We start from the raw sequence: 17,082 nt of genomic DNA, 5'->3' as shown, positions 1-17,082 counted from the left end.
ATGACGCCGATCACAGAGGTGGAGGGGCGACGGCTCGCGCTCAGCAACCTGGAGAAGGTGCTGTATCCGGCGACCGGCTTCACCAAGGGCGAGATGCTGCACTACTACGCCACGACGGCCGACGCCCTGTTGCCGCATCTGCGGGATCGGCCGCTGTCCTTCCTGCGCTACCCCGACGGCCCGGACGGCCAGGTGTTCTTCGCCAAGAACGTCCCGCCGGGCACGCCCGACTGGGTCACGACCGCCGAGGTGCCCCGCGTCGAGGGACCGGCGCGCATGGTGTTCGTGCAGGACCTCGCGAGCCTGATGTGGGCCGCCAACCTCGTCACCGAGTTCCATACGCCCCAGTGGGTGATCGGCGCGCCCGGCGAGGCCGACCGGCTGGTCTTCGACCTCGACCCCGGTTCACCCGCGACGGTGGTCGAGTGCTGCGAGGTCGCGCTCTGGCTGCGGGAGCGGCTGGCCGCCGACGGCATCGAGGCGTACGCCAAGACCTCCGGCTCGAAGGGCCTGCATCTCACCGCGGCCATCCGGCCGGCCCCCTCCGAGCAGGCCACCGAGTACGCCAAGGAGCTCGCCGTGGAGGCCGAGAAGGCCATGCCCCGGCTCGTGATCCACCGGATGACCAAGAGCCTGCGCCCCGGAAAGGTCTTCGTCGACTGGAGTCAGAACGCCGCCCGCAAGACGACGGCCACCCCCTACACCCTGCGCGCCCGCCGCGAGCCCACGGTGTCCGCACCGGTCACCTGGGAGGAGGTGGCGGACTGCCGCTCCCCTACCAGCTTGACCTTCCTCGCCGCGGACCTCGCCCCGCGCCTACAGGACTACGGCGACCTGCTGGCCCCGCTCCTCGTCCCGGACCGGGCAGGCGCGTTGCCCTGACCGACCCAGCCGGTCCGGCGTTTGAGAACGAGGCCCCTCAAGGGCCGAAGCGGGGGTCTGCGGGCGGCAGCCCCCAGTCGACGGTGACGACAGCCGATCCGCTCACCTAACCGGCGGCACCCCAGACCCGCCGGTCCCGAGCCATCGCATGCAGCGCCTCCACATCCGCCGGCTTCAGCACCCCGCCCAGCCGGGCCAGCCCCTCCAGCTCGGTGTCCCTGAGGACCCGTACCTCCCGGAGCGGCCCGGGGATCACCACGCCGGCGGGTTCGACCAGGGCGAGGACCGGATGGACCTCGGCGGTCAGGGCGTAGGAGGCGCGGTCGGCGTCGGCGCGGACGCGGCGCAGCAGGGGGTGCGGTTCCCGGCGGCCGAGGGAGACCATCGGGTCGGCGATCGTCACCTTCTGCTTACGGGCGTACAGGGCGTGCAGCGCGAACAGGCCGCCGGGGCCGATCACCAGATGGTGGATGCGGTCGCCGCCGGGCAGCGGGATGGAGTGCAGCGCGTGCCATCCGGCGCCGTCCAGCCGGTCGAGGGCCTCGCCGACCGCCTGCTCCGCGGTCAGCGCACGGCGGCGCGGGTCGGGACGCAGCCGGTGGGTGGGGCCGGGATCCCGGTCGAGGGCCACCAGGAGCGCCTCGCCGGGCCGGTTGGGGGCCAGGTCGTCGTCCGGGTGGAGGGTCAGCCTGGCCAGCTCGGCGGGGGTCGGGACCGGCGGCGGTCCCACCGTCACCGGGCCGGTGACGAAGGGGCCGAGCGCCTCCAGCACCTCGTCCCTGCGGTCCTCGCTGAGCAGGTTGATCCGGGCCGCCTCACGGTCGTACCAGGCGATGTTCCGCCCGTCCGTGAGGCAGACGTAGAGCCGTTCCTGGCCGTGCCGCCAGGTCGGTATGACGCGCAGTCCGCTCATGCACCATCACCCCACTGACCATGGGAACAGGCAGGGTGCTGCGTGGGCAAGAACCCGGTTACCTTTGAGAGGAGTTGGGCAGATCACCCGGGAGGGGTGGTTGGGGAGGCGCCGTTGCGTACCCGCAGGAAGCAACCCGACGTACCGGCTCCGGACAGCCCGTGGAGCGAGATCGTGCCCGGCCTGTGGATGGGCGGGCACGAGTTCCGTGGGCAGTCGGGACAACTGGAGTTCGCGGTCGTCCGGGACGAGTTCGATCTCGTACAGACTCTGCTGCGGCTGCCGGGCCACGGGCCCGGCCCCGGCGTCGAGCACCATGTGTGGCCGATTCCCGACGGGCCGCTGGACGGGACCCAGCTCGCGGGGGTGATACGGCTGGCCGAGGCGGCCTGTGAGGCACTGGACGAGGGCCGCAGGGTCCTCGTCCGCTGTTACCACGGATACAACCGCTCGGGGCTCGTCATCGCCCACGCCCTGATCCGCCGGAACCACTCCGCGGAGCGGGCGATCCGGCTGATACGCTCCCGCCGCTCTCCGTGGGCGCTGCACAACGAGCTGTTCGTCGAGTACCTCCGGGCCGGTCTGCCGACCGCCCGGCTGCTGGAGGAACTCGCCGAGTAGCCGTTTCGCCCGTCCGCCCACCGGGTGCGCAAAAAGGACTTCCGTACGAATAGGGTGTACGGGCCGACAACCATCCCCAGCCCCAGGAGAGCCGTGCCCCGCAGCCGCCCCACGCGCCTCGCCGCGCTCGGTGCCTTTGCCGCACTGCTGCTGGCGGCCGGCACGGCCTGCGGTGACGCCGGGGGGCTCCAGGGCGCGGGCCCGACCGAGACCGCGGTCAGCCCGGACAAGCTCTGGCCGCAGCTGACGCCGGCGTCCAGCCCGGCCTATGTCATCGGCGAGGTGAATCGGGAGGTCGTCAAGGGGGTCGCCGTCCCCGGGGGCGACATACGCGAGGTGGATCCGGTCGCCGTCGTGCGCAAGGAGATCGCCGAGGCCCCGGGTGACTACGAGGGCGCCAAGGCGCAGTACCGGACGACCGGCCGGCTGATGGCCGAGTGCGCCGAGGGCGCCGGACGCGGCAGGTGCCCGGTCCTGCAGCCGTACTACCGGGATCTGACCGGCGACGGGCAGCCCGACCTGACGGTGGGCTTCCGGCTGATGCCCGGCAACCAGACCGCGGTGCGCGTCTACACCGTCGAGAAGCGCAGGCTCGTGCAGGTGATGGAGTGGGACGACGCCATCAGCGGCGTCGAGCTGGCCGGGCGGTCGGTGATCATCCGCTCGCCGTCCGAGGTCGCGGGGTACGAGTACCGGCTGCAGTGGACCTGGGACGCCGACCAGAAGGCGATGCTGCTCACGCACGACGAGATGCTGCGCACCGGCCCGCACAAGAAGACGCCGCACCCGTCGCCGTCGCACCGGTCGCCCTCGTCTTCCGCCGCACCTTCGCGTTCAGCCTCTCCCTCCGGGGGCTCCCCTGCTGCGAGCACCCCATGAGGCTCGCGCTCCCCCAGTGGGCCGGCCCGCTCGCCGTGAAGGCCGCCGTCTTCATCACGGTGATGTGCTGTGCGCTCGCCGCGCTGCTCGGCATCCTGGTGCACGTCTCGGTGACGAACCAGACCGTCGGCCAGGCCCGCGACCGCGCCCTGTCCCGCCTGACGGACGCGACGGCGGCGTTCGAGGCCGGGGACACCCTCGCGCCGGGCGCCCGCCTCGATCCGCCGGAGCTGCCCCGGTCCCTGCGCGACCTGGCGCTGGCCGGGGACCGGGGCACGATGGTCGCCGATCACCACGGGCGCCCCATGATGTGGGCGGCGGGCCCGGTCGACGACGAGCGGGTCCTCGCCGTCGGGATCGACTACTCGCAGCAGGCCCGCACCATCGACGGGCTGGACCGGGCGATCCTGTGGTCGTCGGGGCTGGCGATCGGGGCGACGGTGCTGGTGGGCGCGTTCGCGGTGACGCGGGTGACGCGACGGCTGCACGCCACGGCCCGGGTGGCGCGGCGGATCAGCGGGGGCGATCTGGACGCGCGGGTCGACGATCCCCGTACGAAGGATCCGAGCCGGCCGCAGGACGAGGTGGCCGCGGTCGCCGCGGCGCTGGACACCATGGCGGCGTCCCTGCAGGGCAAACTGCTCGCCGAGCAGCGGTTCACGGCGGACGTGGCACATGAGCTGCGGACGCCGCTCACGGGGCTGCATGCGGCGGCCGAGCTGCTGCCGCCGGGGCGGCCGACGGAGCTTGTGCAGGACCGGGTGGCGGCGTTGCGCACGCTGACCGAGGATCTGCTGGAGATCTCGCGGCTGGACACCGGGCGTGAGCGGGTGGAGCTGGACAGCGAGCCGCTCGCTGCGCTGGCTGAGCGGGTGGTTCGGGCGTCCGGGACCGAGACCGAGGTCGTTGTCGTGCGGGACCTTGTGGTGGAGACGGATCGGCGGCGGTTGGAGCGGGTTCTCGGCAACCTGGTTGCCAATGCGCACAAGCATGGGCGGGGGCCGGTTGTGCTGACCGTGGATGGGCCTGTTGTCACCGTTCGGGATCACGGTGTGGGCTATCCGGAGTATCTCGTCGCGCATGGGCCGCAGCGGTTTCGTACGGAGGGCGGGGCCAAGGGGCATGGGCTGGGGCTGACCATTGCGTTGGGGCAGGCGGAGGTTTTGGGGGCTCGGCTGACATTCGCCAATGCGGTGGACGGCGGGGCCGTGGCGACGCTGACGCTGCGCTAGCAAGACCGAGAACCACGAGCTCGGGACCACAGGTGGTTCGTTGGCTGCGGGTTGTGGGGGCTTGTCGCGCAGTTCCCCGCGCCCGTGCGGGGCGCTCCTATGGCCCAGCACCGCGCGCGACTCTCCCCCATTACTCCTAATGTGGCGGTTAGTCAGGTTTGCCCCACTCTGATGGAGGTACCCCCATGACCCTGCGCTCCCGCATCCCCATATCCCTGGCCGCCGCCGTCGCCGTCGCGGCCTTCGCCACGCCCGCCGCCGCCGATGACGAGTTCGGTCAAGGCGGTGGCCATGACCGACAGTTCACAAGGGGGGTCGTCACCGCGAGCACGCTGCTGCTGCGCAGTGCGCCCAACCGGGGCAGTCAGGTGATCCGGACCGCCAGCCGGGGGGAAGTCGTCAGGATCTTCTGCCAGTGGTTCGGTGAGAGCGTCCAGGGCAACAACCGCTGGTACCTCCTCGCGGACGGCACCTGGGCCTGGGGGTCGGCCCGGTTCATCGAGACGAAGCGGCCGCCGCGCTTGTGCTGAGATGTAAGCAATGCACACAAGACGGACCATTTGGGTAAGTTCCGGACATGACCAAGGCCGGAACCACCCTGGTGGCAGCGGACGCGCCCGCTCCCGCCGTACGTCTCCCCCGGCGCCGTGGCATCGAACTGGCCCTCATCGTCGTGGCCGTCCTGCTCTCCGTGTACGGCTACTGCGCGGTCGGCATCGCCCGGCACGGGACCGTCCCGCCCGGCGCCGCCGGTTACGGCGCCGGGCTCGGTGTGCTCGCGTTGGTCGCGCATCTGGCGGTGCGGGTGCGCGCCCCCTGCGCGGACCCGCTGCTGCTGCCGATCGGCGTGCTGCTCAACGGCCTCGGCCTGGTCCTGATCTACCGGCTCGACCTGGAGACGCCGGACGACCTGGCGGCGCCCACCCAACTCGTGTGGTCGACGCTGGGGGTGGGTCTGTTCATCGTGGTCGTGCTGCTGCTGCGCGACCATCGTGTGCTCCAGCGCTACGCCTACGTGTGTGTCGTCGCCGCTCTGGTGCTGCTCACCCTGCCGATCTTCTTCCCGTCCGTGAACGGCGCCCGCATCTGGATCCGGATCGCCGGATTCTCCATCCAGCCCGGCGAGTTCGCGAAGGTACTGCTCGCGGTGTTCTTCGCGGCGTATCTGGCCGCCAACCGCAGCGCGCTGGCGTACACGGGCCGTCGGGTCTTCGGGCTGCCCCGGCTGCAACTGCCCACCGGGCGCGTTCTCGGGCCGATCGTCGCCATCTGGCTGCTGAGCGTGGGGGTGCTGGTCCTCGAACGGGATCTGGGGACCTCGCTGTTGTTCTTCGGGCTGTTCGTGGTGCTGCTGTACGTCGCCACCGGGCGCACCGGCTGGATCGCGGTCGGTCTGCTGCTCGCGGCGGTCGGAGCGGTGGCCGTCGGGCAGTTGGAGCCGCATGTGCACAGCAGGGTCGAGGACTGGCTGCATCCGTTCGCGTCGATCGAGGCGGGCCAGGGCCCCAACCAGCTGTCCCAGTCGCTGTTCGCCTTCGCGGCGGGCGGCATGGTCGGCACGGGACTGGGCCTCGGCCACTCGATCATGATCGGCTTCGCGGCCAAGTCGGACTTCATCCTGGCGACCGCCGGAGAGGAGCTCGGCCTGGCGGGGCTGTCGGCGATCTTCCTCCTGTACGGCCTGCTGGTGGAGCGCGGCTTCCGGGCCGGGCTGGCGTTGCGCGACCCCTTCGGACGGCTGCTCGCGGTGGGGCTCGCCTCGATCGTGGCGCTGCAGGTGTTCGTGATCGCGGGCGGGGTGACGGGGCTGATCCCGCTGACCGGCATGGCGATGCCGTTCCTGGCGCAGGGCGGCTCGTCCGTGGTCACCAACTGGGCGATCGTGGCGCTGCTGATCCGGCTGAGCGACCGGGCGCGGAGCCGGTTCGGCATTCCCAAGGACGTTCCCGGGGACCTGCCCGAGGACGGAGAGGCCCACAGGGACGGGGAGGCCGCCGTGGTGACGGGGCACGACGACCGCGCGGAGGCCGCCCGATGACCCGGCACATCCGGCACGCCGCCTTCTTCTGCGCCCTGCTGCTGGTGGCGCTGCTCGTGAACGCCGCCCGCATCCAGGTCATCGAGGCCCGGTCCTACGACGACAACATCGCCAACCGCCGCACCACCATCGCCCGTTACGGGCAGCCCCGCGGCGACATCCTGGTCGGCGGCGAACCGGTGACCGGATCCCACGACACCGGCGAGCACCTCCGCTACGAGCGGACGTACACCAACGGCCCGATGTACGCCCCCGTCACCGGCTTCGCCTCGCAGACGTACGGCACGACCTTCCTGGAGCACGCCGAGGACGGCATCCTGTCGGGCACCGATCCGCTGCTGTCGCCGTTCCCGGTGTGGAACGGCTCCGCCCGCGACCGGCACCCCGGCGGCGACGTCGTCACCACCCTGCACCGGGGCGCGCAGGAGGCGGCGTACGAAGGGCTGGCCGGCCGCAAGGGCGCGGTCGCGGCCGTGGAGCCGTCGACCGGGCGGATCCTGGCGTTGGTGTCCGCCCCGTCGTACGACCCGTCGGTCCTGTCCGGGAACGGCTCGTCGGTGCCCCGGTCCTGGGAGTCGCTGAACCGCGATCCGGACAAGCCGATGCTCAACCGGGCGGTGCGCAAGACATATCCGCCGGGGTCGACCTTCAAGGTGGTGACCGCGGCGGCGGCCCTGGACACGGGCGTGGTCGAGGACCTGGACGAGCCGACCGACTCCCCGGATCCGTACCGCCTGCCGGGGACCAGGACCAGGCTGACGAACGCGTCCAAGGGCTGCGCCGACGTCCCGCTGCGCAAGGCGTTCGAGTGGTCGTGCAACACGGTGTTCGCCCGGCTGGGGGTGCGGGTGGGCGCGGAGCGGATGGCGGCGACGGCGAAGGCCTTCGGGTTCAACGACCCGGGCCTGAGGATCCCCTTCTCGGTCGCCGAGAGCACCTTCGACTCCAAGGTGGACCGGGCGCAGCTCGCCCTGTCGTCGATCGGCCAGTACAACACGCGGGCCACTCCGCTGCAGATGGCGATGGTGGCGGCGGCCGTGGCCAACGGCGGTCAGGTGCGGTCGCCGTATCTCGTCGAGCGCACGACCCGGGCGGGCGGTTCCACGGTGGCGACGGCCGGGTCGCGCCCGATGCGGCAGGCCATGCGCCCGTCGACCGCCCGCCTGCTGAAGGAGCTCATGGCGGACGTGGTGCGGGAGGGCACCGGCACGAACGCCTGGATCCCCGGCGCGACCGTGGGCGGCAAGACCGGCACGGCCCAGCACGGCCTCGGCAACTCCGGGACGCCGTACGCCTGGTTCGTGTCCTGGGCGCAGGGCGACCACGACCTGGAGCCCAAGGTCGCGGTCGCCGTGGTGGTGGAGGACGCGGACGCCGACCGCGGGGAGATCAGCGGGGGTGGGGACGCGGCGCCGATCGCCCGGGCGGTGATGGAGTCGGTGCTGAAGTCACCCTCGGGCGAAGGCCGTTGACGTCGGCTCCTGGATCAGGGCGGTCGGCAGGGCGACGTACGCGGTGACGCCCGTGCCCTGGGTGGGCCGGAGCTCTACATGGGCGCCGAGGCGGGCGGCGAGGGCGCCGACGACATGGTGGCCGAGGAACCGGGTCGGGGCGGTGTGCAGGGAGTCGGCCTTACCGGACAGGACCGCGTTGGACTCGGCCAGGCGCTCCGGGGTCATCCCGATCCCGCGGTCCACGACGGCCAGGCAGTACTCGGTGCCGTCCCGCCAGCCGTAGATCTCCACGGGATGCTTGGGCGGGCTGAACATCAGCGCGTTCTCGACCAACTCGGCGAGGAGGTGGGACAGTTCGGCGACGCAGTGGCCGCGGACGCCGCACTGCTGGATGTCCACCGCGGCCACCCGCCGGTACTGCTCGACCTCCGACACGGCCGACCGCACCACGTCGGCGACGGCGACCGTGCCCTTCCAGGACCGGGCCGGGGACTCCTCACCGGCGAGCACGAGGAGCGACTCGGCGTTGCGGCGCATCCGCGTGGCCAGATGGTCGAGTTCGAAGAGCTCGGCGAGGGCGTCGGGGTCGAGTTCCTGGCGCTCCAGGGCGGTGATCAGGCCGAGCTGCCGGTTGAGCAGGCTCTGGTTGCGGCGGCCGAGGCTGGCCAGGGACTCGGTGCTGGTGCGGCGCAGTACGGCCTGCTGGACGGCAAGGCCCACGGCGGTGTCCTCGACGTTGCGCAGAGCGGCGGCCAGGCGGCTGATCTCCCGTGCGCCACCGGGAAGTTCGGGCCGCTCGGCCTCGTCGGCGAGCGGTTTGTCCGGGTCGGCCTCCTGGATCCGCCGGACGGCCTCGGGCAGCCGGGTCCCGGCGACGGCGTCCGCCTCGTCGGCCAGGGCGCCGAGGGGCCGGGTGATGGAGCGGGCCGAGAAGACGGCGAGCGCGACGGCCACGCCGAGGATCAGCACCCCGAGGGCGAGGAAGCCGCCGAGCTGCCGTGTGGCGGCGGAACCGGCGTCGGCGGCGTGTGCCCGGACGTCGTCCCCGACGGCCCGCTGCACCGTGTGCAGATCGTCGACGAGGGTCGTCATGTCGGCCCACCAGCGGGCCGGGGCCACGGTGAGCGCGGACCCGTCGGCACCCCGCTCGGCCCGCGCCTCGTACCCGGCGACCCGGCGTGCGGCGGCCGTACCGAAGGCGTCGTCCAGCGCGGCCTCCTCCCGTCCCCCGGCGAGCTGCCGGAACTGCCCCAGAGCGGCCACCCGCGTAGCCCGGACCTCCGTGAAGTCGAGGTACTCCCCGGACCGGAACCGCCCGGCCGCGAACACCCCGTTGAGGGAGCCGCGTTCGAGCGCGACGGCCTCCGTGGCCCGCGCGAGCGCCTGGAGCGCCTGCACGCCCTGCGCGATCCGCCGGTCGCCGTCGGGGGCGCCGGCCGACTCGGCGTCGACGAGGGCGGTGACGGCCTTGGTGTACGTCCGCAGGGTGGCGGCACGGTCGGCGGTACCGGCGTCGACGTCCTCACGCGTCGCGGCGAGGGCGGCGAGGGGGCCGTCGGCGGCCCGCAGGGCGGAGACCGCGGCGCCGGGCAGCCCCTCGCCCTCCTCGTCGAGCGCGGCACTCAACGCATCTCGCGCCTCATCGGTACGGCCGCGCTGCGCGACGACGTCGTCGCGATACCCCTTTTCGCCGCCCAACAGCCCGTTGGTCAGCCCGCGTTCGCGCTGCACCTCCCGGACGAGCTCCTGCGCCCGCAACAGCACCCCGACCTGCGCCTCGGTCTCCCGGGCGGCGGACCAGTCGGCGGCCCGGTCGGTGACGCCGAGGCCGATGAGGGCGAGCAGCAGGCAGGTCGGAACGGCCAGCACGATGGCCATACGGCCACGGATGGAGTGCCAGCCGGGAAGCGTGGCAGGTCGGCGGATGGTCGAGCGGAGGGTGGTCAGTACATTCCCCGTCATGCCCCGCGAGGCTACGGGCGGGCCGGTCAGGGCACGGTTTCCGCTCCGTAAGACAGCTGTGGACAGGTACTCACGCCCTCGCCGCCCCGCCTGTGAAAGGGGGACATGTGCCCACGTACTGAGACGGCCCCTGGGCCTGCCGTCCCCGCCCGACCTATCGTTCGGTTCATGACGCCATCGACCGCACCGGAAGCCGCCTACGAACTCGCCCAGGTCAACATCGCCCGTCTCAAGGCCCCGCTGGACTCCCCGCAGTTGAAGGACTTCGTCGACAACCTCGACCCCGTGAACGCCGCCGCCGACGCCGCCGACGGCTTCGTCTGGCGACTGCAGGACGACTCCGGCGACGCGACGGACATACCCGTCTTCGGCGACTCCTGGCTGATCATCAACCTGACCGTGTGGCGGGACACGAACGCCCTGACCGCGTTCATGTACCAGGGCCGGCACCGCGAGATGCTGGCCCGCCGCCGCGAGTGGTTCGAGAAGCTGCAGGAGGCGGTGACGGCCCTGTGGTGGGTCCCGGCGGGCCACCGCCCGACGGTCGCGGAGGCCGAGTCCCGCCTCCTCCACCTGCGCACCAACGGCCCGACCCCGTACGCCTTCACTCTGCGGACGTCGTATCCGCCGCAGGGGGCGGAGCCGGTGCTGGGGGAGGTGCCGGAGGGGTTGGGCTGCTCGGTCTAGGCGGGTCAGGCCTGCGGTTCCTGGGGCTCCGGGGTGGGCTCGGAGCCCCGCCGTCGGCGGTTGATCGCGGTGAGGTCGATGTCGATGGGGAACGGGACAGTCAACCTGAGCTTGTCGTGGTGGATGCCGGTCGGCACATACGCCTTGGTCGGCGGGTCGAGTTCGTAGACGTAGACGACGGGTAGGCCGTCATTCTCCTCAACCCTCCAGAAGTGCGGAATACCTGCGGCGGCGTACTTACGGGGCTTGGCCTCACGGTCACGCGCCACGGAGTCCTCGGACACGACCTCGATGGCGAGAATGACATCTCCGGGAAGGAGCCGCGTGCCCTTGGGTCCGGTGTCGGCGTCGGCGCGGACCACCAGGACGTCGGGCTCCGGGCGGTTATGCCGGTCGAGCGTGACTGTGAATTCGCGGTAGACATCGAATTCGTCAGGCGCCTGGTCGAGCAAAACGTTGTCCAGCAGTCGAATCGTGCGCATACGGAACGAGGTCTGCGGACTCACGAAGACAAGACTCCCGTCGATCAACTCCGTGTGCGGAGGAAGGTTGGGAAGCTCGTCGAGGTCGTCCGCCGTCCAGCCACCCTGCGGCGGACGGACCCACTCGTAGCCCTCGTCCACCCCGTAGTCGCGTGCGGCGCTCATGATCGTTCCCATGTACCGGAGTCTGCCTGGCACAGTCAGCGTACCCAGGACGAATACCCATTCGCCGCTCCATCGAGTGATCACTGGAGCGAGCCATCGACAGCCTGATCACCCCTCCGCCCCCGCCTCGATCGCGTCCGCCACCTCCCCCACCCGCTCCCGCTCCTCCACCGCGAACCGCTCGGCGTCGAGCTGCTCGGCGATCTCCTCGTCCTGCGCCATCAGCAGGTCCAGATTCGAGTCGCCCATCTCGAACACACCCATGTCGACATAGGCCTGCTGAAGGCGCTTCCCCCACAACCCGATGTCCTTGACGCAGGGGACTATGCGGGAGAACAGCAGCCGGCGGAACAGGGCGAGGAACTCGGACTGCTCGCTGTATTCCTCGGCCTCGGCGGTCGGAATGCCGAAGTTCTCCAGCACCTCCACGCCCCGCAGCCGGTCGCGCATCAGATAGCAGCCCTCGATGACGAACTCCTCCCGCTCGCGGAGCTCGGCGTCGGTGAGCTGTCGGTAGTAGTCCCGCAGCGCCATCCGCCCGAAGGCCACGTGCCGGGCCTCGTCCTGCATGACGTACGCCAGGATCTGCTTCGGCAGGGGCTTGTCGGTCGTGTCCCTGATCATGCCGAAGGCGGCCAGCGCCAGCCCCTCGATCAGGACCTGCATGCCCAGGTACGGCATGTCCCACCGGCTGTCCCGCAGCGTGTCGCCGAGCAGCGCCTGCAGATTGTCGTTGATCGGGTACAGCATCCCGATCTTCTCGTGCAGGAAACGGCCGTAGATCTCCGCGTGCCGGGCCTCGTCCATGACCTGGGTCGCCGAGTAGAACTTCGCGTCGAGGTCGGGGACGGACTCGACGATCCGTGCGGCGCAGACCATCGCGCCCTGCTCGCCGTGCAGGAACTGGCTGAACTGCCAGGAGGCGTAGTGCTGCCGCAGCTCGCCCTTGTCCTCGTCGGTGAGCTTGGCCCAGTACTTGGTGCCGTACAGGGACATGGACTCGTCGGGGGTGCCGAGCGGGTCGTGCGGATCGACCTCCCGCTCCCAGTCGATGCGCTTCTGGCCGTCCCACTGCTTGTCCTTGCCCTTCTGGTACAGGGCCAGCAGCCGGTCGCGGCCGTCGTCGTACTCCCAGCCGAAACGTGCCGCGCCGGTCGCCGGCACCTGCCAGAGGGGGTCTCCCGGATCTGTGGCGTACAGGTCGAAAGTCGGCATGTTCCGCAGGCTCACACGTAGTAGACGCGCGGTCAACAAGTCTTGCGCGAGGGATTGACGACCTTGCTGACAAGCAGTCTCATAAGAGCGGACGACGCACCCCCGGTAACGAGGTGAGGGACCGATGACGACCCTGACGGAAGCCGACGCGCTGGAAGGCCTGCGCGACGCACTCGGCCTGCTCAAGGACCGCGAACAGGTGGCCGAACGCCTCCTCGCCTCCTCCGCCAAGCACTCCTTCGACCCCGACAAGGAACTGGACTGGGACGCGCCCTTCGAGGAGGGCAAGTGGTTCTGGCCGCCGGAGCTGGTGTCGCTCTACGACACCCCGCTGTGGAAGCGGATGAGCGAGGAGCAGCGCATCCTCCTCTCCCAGCACGAGGCCGCGGCGCTCGCCTCGCTCGGGATCTGGTTCGAGATCATCCTCATGCAGCTCCTGGTCCGCCACATCTACGACAAAGCGGCGACGAGCGCCCACGTCCGCTACGCACTCACCGAGATCGAGGACGAGTGCCGCCACTCCAAGATGTTCGCCCGGCTGATCTCCCACGGCGGCACCCCCTGGTACCCCGTCAGCCGCGTCCACCAGAACCTGGGCCGCCTGTTCAAGACGATCTCCACCACCCCCGGTTCCTTCACGGCGACCCTGCTCGGCGAGGAGGTCCTCGACTGGATGCAGCGGCTGACGTTCCCGGACGAGCGGGTGCAGCCCCTGATCCGAGGCGTCACCCGAATCCACGTGGTGGAGGAGGCCCGCCACGTCCGGTACGCCCGCGAGGAGCTGCGCCGCCAGATGGTGACGGCGCCGAAGTGGTCCCAGGAGTTCACACGGGTCACCTCCGGTGAGTTCGCCCGGGTGTTCTCCGTCGCCTTCGTGAATCCGGAGGTCTACACGAACGTGGGCCTGGACAAGCGGGAGGCGATGGCGCAGGTGAAGGCGAGCGGGCATCGACGGGAGGTCATGCAGACGGGGGCGAAGAAGCTGACGGACTTCCTGGACGACATCGGGGTGCTGCGGGGGGTGGGGCGGCGGTTGTGGAGGTCGTCCGGCCTCCTGGCCTAGGCGAGTGGGTCGGCCCAAGGGGCGCGGGGAACTGCGCGACCAGCCACGACGGACCCGCAGCCACCAGATCCCCGCACCCTCCACGGCGACTAGGCTTCATGCCATGTCCGCCGCCCCGGCCTACCGCCGCCTGAGCGTCGAGGAACGCCGCAGCCAACTCCTCGACGCCGCCCTCACCCTCTTCGCGCACCGCGCCCCCGAGGACGTCTCCCTGGACGACGTGGCGGAGGCGGCCGGAGTGTCACGCCCCCTGGTGTACCGGTACTTCCCGGGCGGCAAGCAGCAGCTGTACGAGGCTGCCCTGAGGTCGGCCGCCGAAGAGCTCCAGCAGTGCTTCGACGAGCCCCGCCAGGGCCCCCTCCTCCCCCGCCTCACCCGTGCCCTCGACCGCTACCTCGCCTTCGTGGACGAGCACGACGCCGGCTTCAGCGCCCTGCTCCAGGGCGGCAGCGTCGTGGAGACGTCCCGCACGACCGCCATCGTCGACGGCGTACGCCGCGCCGCGGCCGAGCACATCCTCAGCCACCTGGAGGTCACCGACCCCGGCCTCCGCCTCCGCATGACGGTACGGATGTGGATCACCGCGGTGGAGGCGGCCTCCCTGATCTGGCTCGACGAGGACAAGCAGCCCCCCGTGCAGGAACTGCGGGACTGGCTGGTCGACCAGTTCATCGCCGTCCTCTCGGTCACGGCGTCCCGGGATCCACAGACCGCCGCGCTGGCCGAGAAGCTCGCGGCGGATGGCTGACACTGGTCCCGTGAAGAGCGAAGACACCCCGTTCGAGGGCGGCCCCATGGACGGCCGCGTGCTCCCGGTACTCCTGGGCATCACGGGCCACCCGCCCAAGACGTACCGCATCCCCGTCCCCGACCCGCACGGCGGCCCGCCCACGGTCCTCGTGTACCGCCGCGTCCCCCGCACACCGGGGGCCGGCAGGGGCCTCACGGGTCTCACCCAGCGCTGGAAGTACGCCTACGATCCCGAGGGCAGGCAGAGCCGCCGCCTGAACTGGCCGTGGTCCAAGCCGGACAGGCCGGACGCCACGCCGCGGGGCAAGCCGGACGACACCGACGGGTGACCCGGTTACGCCGACCCGCGCACACCTACCGCGCGAACCCGGCGCGCCCGCCTGATGCTCGCGGTGCGGAGCAGAGAGCCTCTCCGTACCGGAGGTGATGACGTGTCAGGAAGGCTATGGCGTTTGGCGTGTACGGCAGCGACGACGGCCTGCACGCTCCTCGCACCGACCCCCGCGACGGCAGACCCCGCACCACAAGAGCGATCCACGGCCGAGCTTCTGACAGATCTTCAGCGCCTGTACCGCGAGACCGAGCAGGCCACGGAGACCTACAACGCCACCGAGGAGAAGCTGCGCAGACAGCGCACCGAGGTGACCCGCCTCGACGCCGCCCTGGCCCGCGCCCGCCTCTCCCTGCACGACAGCCGAGGCGCGGCCGGCCGCCTGGCCCGCCAGCAGTACCAGAACACCACCGACGTCTCCCCGTACGTCCGCCTGCTCCTGGCCCGCGACCCCCAGCACGCCCTGGAGCAGGGCCACGTCATCGCCCGGCTGTCCCGCGAGCGCGCCGAAACGGTCGGCCGCCTGACCGGCACCGAACGCAGGGCGGACGAGCTGGCCCGCAAGGCCCGCAGGGCGCTGGACGGCCAACTCGCCCTCGCCGAACGGCAGAAGAAGGACCGGGACACCGTACAGAAGCGCCTGCGGAAGGTGGAGGAGCTGCTGGCCTCGCTCACCGCCGAGCAGCTCACGGCCCTGGCCGCATTCGAGAAGAAGGACACCGCGAAGGCACAAAGAGCCTTCATGGCGTCCGGCGCCCTCGCCAAGGAGGACCACAAGCCGTCCCCCGCGGCCCGCCGGGCCATGCGCTACGCCAAGCGGCAGCTGGGCAAGCCGTACCAGTGGGGCGCGGAGGGCCCCAGGACGTACGACTGCTCAGGCCTGACGTCCAAGGCATGGGCGCACGCCGGAGCCCGCATCCCCCGCACCAGCCAGGAGCAGTGGGCGCGGCTCGACCGCATTCCGCTGACCGAACTGCGCCCCGGCGACCTGGTCGTCTACTTCCCGGACGCCACCCACGTGGCCATGTACCTCGGCAAGGGCAAGGTGATCCAGGCGCCCCGCACCGGGGAGAAGATCAAGATCTCCCCGATCGCGTCGAACCCGGTCCTGGGCGCCGTACGCCCGGAGGTCAGGAACCGGAAACCTCAGCGAGATAAGCCGCGGTCTTCTCCGGCTCATAGAAGTAGTTCTCGAAATCGGCCGGGTCGTTGAACCCGTTGGCGAACCGGTCGGCGACGGGCGGCAGCTGACCCGCCGCGCCGATGAGGTTCAGGATGTGCTCCGGCGGCGGCGCCAGCATGGCGTTCGTCCACTTGGTCACGTGCTGTGCCGTGGCCCAGTACCGGTCGAAGGTGCTGCGCATCCACGCCTCGTCGAACTCCTTGTCCCCGTGCTCGAGGATCGAGGCGAGGTAGGCGGCGGCGCACTTGGACGCGGAGTTGGAGCCCTGCCCGGTGATGGGGTCGTTCGCCACGACGACGTCCGCGACACCCAGCACGAGCCCGCCGCCCGGGAGCCGGCCGATGGGGTTGCGCACGGTCGGGGCGTACCGCCCGCTCAGGACACCGCCGGCGTCCGTGAGCTCCACCTTGGTCGCCCGGGCGTGCTCCCACGGCGTGTACTTCTCCATGAGTCCCAGGGTCAGGGAGAGGTGCTCGGCCGGGTCCTTCACACCGTCGAAGACGTCGAGCGGCCCGCCGGGGATGCCCTCCCAGAACAGGATGTCGGCGCGCCCGGACGTCGTCAGACACGGCATGATGAACAGCTCGCCGACGCCGGGGACGAGGTTGCAGCGGACGGCCTCCATGTCCGGGTGCTCCGGACGCGGGCCCAGCCCGTGGACGTACGACACGGCCAGGGCGCGCTGCGGCTCGCTGTACGGGGAGCGCTCCGGGTCCCGCCCGAACATCTGGACGAGCTCGCCCTTGCCGGCCGAGACCAGCACCAGGTCGTACGTACGGGAGAAGTAGTCGAGGTCGCCGACGGCCGCGCCGTGGATGACCAGCTGTCCGCCACGCTGTGCGAACGTCTCCATCCACCCGGCCATCTTCACGCGCTGGTCGACCGACTGCGCGTACCCGTCGAGGTTGCCCACCCAGTCGATCGCGCGGGCCGCGGGGCCCTCGCCCCACGAGCCGGGGGCCGCCACCGAGACGCCGAGTCCCTCGATCTTCGGGGCCTGGGACTCCCAGAAGTTCAGCTGGAGATCGCGCTCGTGCTGCAGTGCCGTGTGGAACATGCACTGCGTGGACATGACGCGGCCGGAGCGGATCTCGTCCGCGGTCCGGTTGGACATCAGGGTGACCTCGTACCCGTGCGACTGGAGTCCGAGGGCGAGCTGGAGTCCGGACTGGCCGGCTCCGACGACGAGTATCTTCCGCATGCGGGTGGTGTCTCCTACAGGGAT

The 17,082-nt window shown here is 71.2% G+C and carries 17 protein-coding genes; 12 read left to right on the top strand and 5 right to left on the bottom strand.

Annotated features, from left to right (window positions below; translation table 11 throughout):
* Positions 1–882: a non-homologous end-joining DNA ligase gene (ligD, locus tag ACQEV2_RS28895; RefSeq protein WP_433047626.1), complete on the top strand. Its 882-nt coding sequence runs from the start codon at positions 1–3 to the stop codon at positions 880–882.
* A 106-nt stretch (positions 883–988) separates the two neighbouring features.
* Here ligD and ACQEV2_RS28890 read toward each other — a convergent pair whose 3' ends face one another.
* Positions 989–1,795 (bottom strand): nuclease-related domain-containing protein, encoded by an 807-nt coding sequence (locus ACQEV2_RS28890; protein WP_433047623.1) that lies wholly within the window; start codon positions 1,793–1,795, stop codon positions 989–991.
* A gap of 114 nt (positions 1,796–1,909) precedes the next feature.
* Between ACQEV2_RS28890 and ACQEV2_RS28885 the strand changes: the two genes are divergently transcribed.
* The 6 genes from ACQEV2_RS28885 (at position 1,910) to ACQEV2_RS28860 (ending at position 8,037) form a co-directional block, all read left to right on the top strand.
* Entirely contained in the window at positions 1,910–2,416 is a 507-nt protein-coding gene (locus ACQEV2_RS28885; RefSeq protein WP_433047620.1) for a protein-tyrosine phosphatase family protein, read from the top strand.
* 93 nt (positions 2,417–2,509) lie between these two features.
* Entirely contained in the window at positions 2,510–3,295 is a 786-nt protein-coding gene (locus ACQEV2_RS28880) for a hypothetical protein (RefSeq protein WP_433047617.1), read from the top strand.
* Positions 3,292–4,527, top strand: a complete 1,236-nt coding sequence (locus tag ACQEV2_RS28875; RefSeq protein WP_433047614.1) for an ATP-binding protein — start codon at positions 3,292–3,294, stop codon at positions 4,525–4,527. The genes ACQEV2_RS28880 and ACQEV2_RS28875 overlap by 4 nt, the downstream gene beginning before the upstream one ends.
* A 185-nt stretch (positions 4,528–4,712) precedes the next feature.
* Positions 4,713–5,057, top strand: coding sequence for an SH3 domain-containing protein (locus tag ACQEV2_RS28870; RefSeq protein ID WP_433047611.1), 345 nt, complete (start codon positions 4,713–4,715; stop codon positions 5,055–5,057).
* Between the two features lie 47 nt (positions 5,058–5,104).
* Positions 5,105–6,565: an FtsW/RodA/SpoVE family cell cycle protein gene (locus ACQEV2_RS28865; protein WP_433047608.1), complete on the top strand. Its 1,461-nt coding sequence runs from the start codon at positions 5,105–5,107 to the stop codon at positions 6,563–6,565.
* Complete coding sequence (locus ACQEV2_RS28860) at positions 6,562–8,037, top strand: penicillin-binding transpeptidase domain-containing protein (protein WP_433047605.1); 1,476 nt, start codon at positions 6,562–6,564, stop codon at positions 8,035–8,037. The genes ACQEV2_RS28865 and ACQEV2_RS28860 overlap by 4 nt, the downstream gene beginning before the upstream one ends.
* On the opposite strand, the gene ACQEV2_RS28855 is transcribed toward ACQEV2_RS28860, so the two are convergent.
* Positions 8,014–9,981: a nitrate- and nitrite sensing domain-containing protein gene (locus ACQEV2_RS28855; RefSeq protein ID WP_433047602.1), complete on the bottom strand. Its 1,968-nt coding sequence runs from the start codon at positions 9,979–9,981 to the stop codon at positions 8,014–8,016. The two genes, ACQEV2_RS28860 and ACQEV2_RS28855, sit on opposite strands and share 24 nt — an antisense overlap.
* A 168-nt stretch (positions 9,982–10,149) precedes the next feature.
* Between ACQEV2_RS28855 and ACQEV2_RS28850 the strand changes: the two genes are divergently transcribed.
* Positions 10,150–10,668 (top strand): DUF3291 domain-containing protein, encoded by a 519-nt coding sequence (locus tag ACQEV2_RS28850; protein ID WP_433047599.1) that lies wholly within the window; start codon positions 10,150–10,152, stop codon positions 10,666–10,668.
* Positions 10,669–10,673: 5 nt separating this feature from the next.
* Here the strand turns inward: ACQEV2_RS28850 and ACQEV2_RS28845 are convergent, their stop codons facing one another.
* On the bottom strand, positions 10,674–11,315 hold the full coding sequence (locus tag ACQEV2_RS28845; RefSeq protein ID WP_433047596.1) for a Uma2 family endonuclease: 642 nt from the start codon (positions 11,313–11,315) through the stop codon (positions 10,674–10,676).
* Positions 11,316–11,423: 108 nt separating this feature from the next.
* The gene (locus ACQEV2_RS28840) at positions 11,424–12,530 is read right to left on the bottom strand and encodes a ferritin-like domain-containing protein (protein ID WP_433047593.1); all 1,107 of its coding nucleotides are present in this window, start codon (positions 12,528–12,530) and stop codon (positions 11,424–11,426) included.
* Positions 12,531–12,654: 124 nt separating this feature from the next.
* Between ACQEV2_RS28840 and ACQEV2_RS28835 the strand changes: the two genes are divergently transcribed.
* The 4 genes from ACQEV2_RS28835 to ACQEV2_RS28820 all read left to right on the top strand — a co-directional run bounded on the left by ACQEV2_RS28835 (position 12,655) and on the right by ACQEV2_RS28820 (position 15,887).
* Positions 12,655–13,593, top strand: coding sequence for an AurF N-oxygenase family protein (locus tag ACQEV2_RS28835; RefSeq protein ID WP_433047590.1), 939 nt, complete (start codon positions 12,655–12,657; stop codon positions 13,591–13,593).
* Positions 13,594–13,696: 103 nt separating this feature from the next.
* Positions 13,697–14,341 carry a TetR/AcrR family transcriptional regulator gene (locus ACQEV2_RS28830; protein ID WP_433047587.1) on the top strand — a complete coding sequence of 215 codons (645 nt, stop codon included), beginning with the start codon at positions 13,697–13,699 and terminating at the stop codon, positions 14,339–14,341.
* A 10-nt stretch (positions 14,342–14,351) separates the two neighbouring features.
* Entirely contained in the window at positions 14,352–14,672 is a 321-nt protein-coding gene (locus ACQEV2_RS28825; RefSeq protein ID WP_433047584.1) for a hypothetical protein, read from the top strand.
* A 102-nt stretch (positions 14,673–14,774) separates the two neighbouring features.
* On the top strand, positions 14,775–15,887 hold the full coding sequence (locus ACQEV2_RS28820; protein ID WP_433047581.1) for an NlpC/P60 family protein: 1,113 nt from the start codon (positions 14,775–14,777) through the stop codon (positions 15,885–15,887).
* On the opposite strand, the gene ACQEV2_RS28815 is transcribed toward ACQEV2_RS28820, so the two are convergent.
* Entirely contained in the window at positions 15,805–17,058 is a 1,254-nt protein-coding gene (locus ACQEV2_RS28815; protein ID WP_433047578.1) for a styrene monooxygenase/indole monooxygenase family protein, read from the bottom strand. The two genes, ACQEV2_RS28820 and ACQEV2_RS28815, sit on opposite strands and share 83 nt — an antisense overlap.
* Between the last annotated feature and the right edge of the window lie 24 nt (positions 17,059–17,082).

The organism is Streptomyces sp. CA-251387 (assembly GCF_050936625.1).
Classification (GTDB): Bacteria; Actinomycetota; Actinomycetes; order Streptomycetales; family Streptomycetaceae; genus Streptomyces.
Note: the sequence above shows the minus strand (reverse complement) of the source record. Positions and strands in the feature narration are given on the sequence as shown.